General features: G+C 40.9%; 3 protein-coding genes. All 3 read left to right on the top strand.

Annotated elements, in window-relative coordinates:
• Positions 1 to 37: 37 nt before the first annotated feature.
• Positions 38 to 409 carry a hypothetical protein gene (locus tag GYA54_01360; protein NMC51360.1) on the top strand — a complete coding sequence of 124 codons (372 nt, stop codon included), beginning with the start codon at positions 38 to 40 and terminating at the stop codon, positions 407 to 409.
• A gap of 12 nt (positions 410 to 421) precedes the next feature.
• Positions 422 to 3,166 (top strand): AAA domain-containing protein, encoded by a 2,745-nt coding sequence (locus GYA54_01355; GenBank protein NMC51359.1) that lies wholly within the window; start codon positions 422 to 424, stop codon positions 3,164 to 3,166.
• Positions 3,167 to 3,650: 484 nt separating this feature from the next.
• The coding region (locus GYA54_01350; protein ID NMC51358.1) for a DUF11 domain-containing protein at positions 3,651 to 4,375 on the top strand (725 nt) is incomplete at its 3' end.

Here is a 4,375-nt window from a genome sequence, read left to right as displayed (position 1 = left end):
TTTTCCCAAAAATTTGGAGATTTGGTATAATTAAAGCATGAACAATATTGTGTCATTTGGTTTTAAGTTTATTTTTGTGGATGTTATCCTGGATTTTTTTTATTGGCCGATTTGGTGGTATACGACAGGACTGAAGAAAGCAATAATTTTTTGCGGCCGGCAGATAGGCGATGCTTGGCGGGTTTTGGCTTTGGGCATCTGGCTACGGAATTTATTTACACCAATGTATGGTGACAGGAGTATCCTCGGGAGACTGATCAGCTTTGGCGTGCGTATAGTGATTTTGATTTGGAGGCTCATATGGATGGCTATTTGGGTGGTGATAATTTTCTCTGTTTTGGCTATTTGGCTCTGGGCGCCAGTAGTGGCGGTTTGGATGTTGGTGGGACATATTAAGGCTTTATTTTAGAGATTAAAAATAATGATAGAAAAAGAACAGAATAAACAATTGCATGTTTGCCCAGAGTGTCAGGGTGCTGGAGAGGTGGCTGGCAGTGTTTGCCGTGGTTGCATGGGTTTTGGAGCAGTAATATTCAAGGAGGGGGAGATTTTTTATTTTGGTAAAAAATTTAGTTATTTTAGCATCAGTGCTGAGAGGTATGTCAGGCGGATACGGTCACTTTTGAATTTTTTGGTGCTTATTTTTGGCATAGCCGGAGTTGCCTCACTTTTTTATGTGATTTACAGGATGGATGCTTCGCCCCTGGTTTGGCATAATTTTGTTTATGAACGCAGTGAGTATACATTTGTTTTTTGGCTTTCTTTGATATTAGATTTTTATTTGGTTTATAGGATAAATCGTGAATCCAGGGGCCATTATCTAAAAAAGACAAAATTTAGTTGGCAGAGTCTCGGTCGCACGGGTGAGGGGACAAGTGTTTTTGATTGGAGAATTATTAATAAATATAAAAAGAACGAAATTTTTCCCAATTTTGACGAGAAAAGCCAGAAGGCAATAGAGGAGTCATGGCTTTTGGCTGACAAACTGAAGCAGGGGTATTTGTATAATATACATCTGCTGGCCAGTTTTCTTTCTAATACTCAAGCCAGCTTGGTTTTTGCCAGATTGAGTGTTGATTATAATAAATTGATAGAAAAAATAAAACATGGGTTGGGTCGGATAGCGGCGGCGTCTGGCACCACAAAGATATCTGGTGAGGCCAAGGTCATAATGTTAGAGGCTTACCTTTTGGCAGAGACAGATAATAAGCGAAAAATCGGAGCCACAGATATTTTGATAGTCTTGACCGGCAAAGAGGGGCTGGCTAGGGAGATTCTTTACGATTTGGAAATAACGGATAGGGAAATAGCGCATGCGGCGGCGTGGGTGGACTTGCAGGGATTTTTGATCAGGCGTTGGCATCAATTCCGGTATCGTTCAAAATTGAAACCGAAAGGAGCTATGAACAGAGCTTATACAGCAGTGGCGACGCCCAATTTGGATAATATCTCCAGAGACATGACGCTTTGGGCTAGGGCTGGGGCCTATGCCCCATGTATTGGCAGGCGAAAAGAAATTGAGGAGATATTTCGTATTTTGGAAGTAGATAAAACTGGGGCTCTTTTGGTAGGGTTTCCCGGAGTGGGAAAAGGGTCAATACTCGAGGGCATAGCTGAGCTCATGGTAGAGGAAGAGGTGCCAGATATTTTAAAAGACAAAAGATTGGTTTCTTTGTCGGTTTCTGGCCTGATAGCCGGAGCTGGACATTTTGGGGCAGTAGAAGAGAATGTGCTTTTGGTATTGAGAGAGATCTCTAAGGCCAAGAATATTGTTTTGGTGGTGGAGGATATACATCATCTGGTTGGTGTGGCGACAGGCGGGGAGTCAATGGATCTGGCTGAGGTTTTGGCCGAGCAGATGCAGGCCAATAAATTTTTGGTGATTGCCACTACAACGCCGGAGATGGCAAAAGACAAGGTAGAGGCCTCTAGTTTATTGAAAGTTCTCCAGAAAGTGCCTGTCAATGAACCGACGCTTGATGAGGCAATCAGAATTTTGGAGGCCAAAGCTTTGCAATTTGAGGGGGAGCACAAGGTTTATTTTTCTTACCAGGCGCTCGAGGCAGCAGTGAAGATGGCGGGGCAGTATATGCATGATGAATATTTGCCGGAGAAGGCGATCAAGCTTTTAGAAGAGGCCACTCTTTTGGCTAAGGCCAAGAGAGGGGATAAATCAGTGGTCGGGGCAGAGGATATAGCCGCAGTCATAGCGGATTTGACCAATGTGCCGGTTTCTAAAATAACCATGGATGAGGGGAAGAAACTTTTGAGCATAGAACAGGCCATGAAGGAGAGAGTGGTCGGCCAGGAAGAGGCAATAAATATGATAGCGAGCGCTTTGCGTCGGGCGAGGACAGAAATGCGTGGTAAAAATAGACCTATTGCTTCATTTCTTTTTCTTGGTTCAACTGGTGTAGGCAAGACCGAGGTCACCAAGACTTTGGCCGAGGTGTATTTTGGCTCAGAAAAAAATATGGTTCGTCTCGATATGTCGGAATATCAAGCGAGTGATGCTCTGGCCAAGATGATCGGTGATGTACAAACTGGCAAGGGAGGATACCTGACAGACAAAATAAGAAAGTATCCTTTTAGTCTGGTGTTATTGGATGAAATAGAAAAAGCCAATCCACAGATTCTGGATTTGTTTTTGCAGGTTTTGGATGATGGGAGGCTGACTGATGCCAATGGGAAGACTATAGATTTTACTAATGCAATAGTAATTGGCACTTCTAACGCCGGCACAGAATTTATCCAGGAGAGTATCCAGGCGGGCAAAAGGATGGAGGTTATAAAAGAGACTTTAATAAATGATTATTTAAAAAAATATTTTCGGCCAGAATTTATCAACCGATTTGATGGTATAGTAGTTTTTTCTCCACTCAAGCTGGAGAACGTAGTGGAGATTGCCAGGATATTTTTGCGCCAGCTGGCAGTGAGATTGGAAGAGAAGGGGATCGGCTTCGGCTTCGAAGAGGCGGCGGTAAGGGAATTGGCGGAATTGGGCTTTGACCCGACTATGGGGGCAAGGCCGCTGAGGAGGGTCGTACAAGATAAAATAGAGGATGCCTTGGCAAAATTGTTTTTAGAGAACAAATTAAAGAGAAGAGACAAAGTAATATTAATGAAGGGCTTAGCTCTGAAAGTAGAGAAGGCCGCAGAGCTTTAGGCTGTGGAAAACTTTGATTAAAATAATACGCCATTTTGTGGCGTATTTTTGTTTTAATTTTTAATATGTCAAGGCCAGATAAGACAAATTTGATTTGTATTGTCTGGCGGGTGCCTGCTTAGGTTGTTTGTCTTTGGTCGTTTTAGCGGTTTTATATAATAGAAAGATTGTGAAATATAAGAATAAAGCGATATTTTGTATTTTTATTTAATAAATTGGCTAATATTAGTCATATTTTTTAATTATTTTTGGTTGGCATTGACATTTTTTTGAATTTATGATAGTATATTATAATAAAATAAAAATATAAAGATTATAAATTAAGCTTAAATTGTAATAAAAATCACTCAAAAAGGAGGAGAAAAAGTGAAGCTTAAAAATAAAAATTGTTCTTTCGCAACAAACAAAAATCTAATACAAAAAACAATTAAAAAACGCTTTTGATGAAGTCGTTTTTTATTTTTTATTAATAATATTTAATACTATGCCTAGTAAAATTACGGGATGGTTGGGTAGAAAATGGCAGTTTATATGCTTGGCTATAGTGGCAATATTCGCAACTTTATTAGTAGCTAGTCCAGTTCTGGCCGCAGACACAATCAATGTGAATATGCTCGGGGACGACCTGGAAGTCTGCAACAAAGATAGAATAGCTTTGCACCCCGACTGGGGATGTGGCCCGACCAGAGAAGTGGGGACTGTAAATATTTCAACACCGGGTTATTACAGCTTAAAAGCCATGAGTAGTTTTGACAGCGGTAATACCCAGCTTAATGAGAGTTATTATCTTACAGTAAAAAATCATAGTGGCACCTTGCAACATGCTTCTGACGGCAATGCCGGAAACGATTATGTGGTAGAGGATTGGGACAATGGTAACTCAAGTTCGGTCTTCTCCAACGATTATGCTGGTACCTTTTATTTTGACCAAGGTGTCAACGAAATATATATCAACCACTATTCTTTGATTGCAGGTAGTTATCCTCAATTCAAAAATGGTGCTTTCCAAACTAATAATGAGAGCGTTTCTGTTGCTTCTATAGTCTTAACCCTGATTCCTCCCAAGACTTACAACGTTCAAATAACTAAAACAGCAAACAAAAGCTCCGTGAACGTAGGCGATGAACTGACCTACACCTTGAATTATTCAGTAACCGGTAATATGGTCGCCCCAGACGTGACTATTACCGATACCTTACCAAGCGAAGT

Source organism: Candidatus Kuenenbacteria bacterium, assembly GCA_012797775.1.
In the GTDB taxonomy this organism is placed as follows: domain Bacteria; phylum Patescibacteriota; class Patescibacteriia; order UBA2196; family GWA2-42-15; genus JAAZMX01.
This window is presented reverse-complemented; position numbering and strand designations above follow the sequence as displayed.

What these genes read in the sequence shown, in the direction of transcription:
- GYA54_01360 (NMC51360.1), top strand. Translation starts at nt 38, where the DNA reads ATGAACAATATTGTGTCATTTGGTTTTAAGTTTATTTTTGTGGATGTT.
- GYA54_01355 (NMC51359.1), top strand. Translation starts at nt 422, where the DNA reads ATGATAGAAAAAGAACAGAATAAACAATTGCATGTTTGCCCAGAGTGT.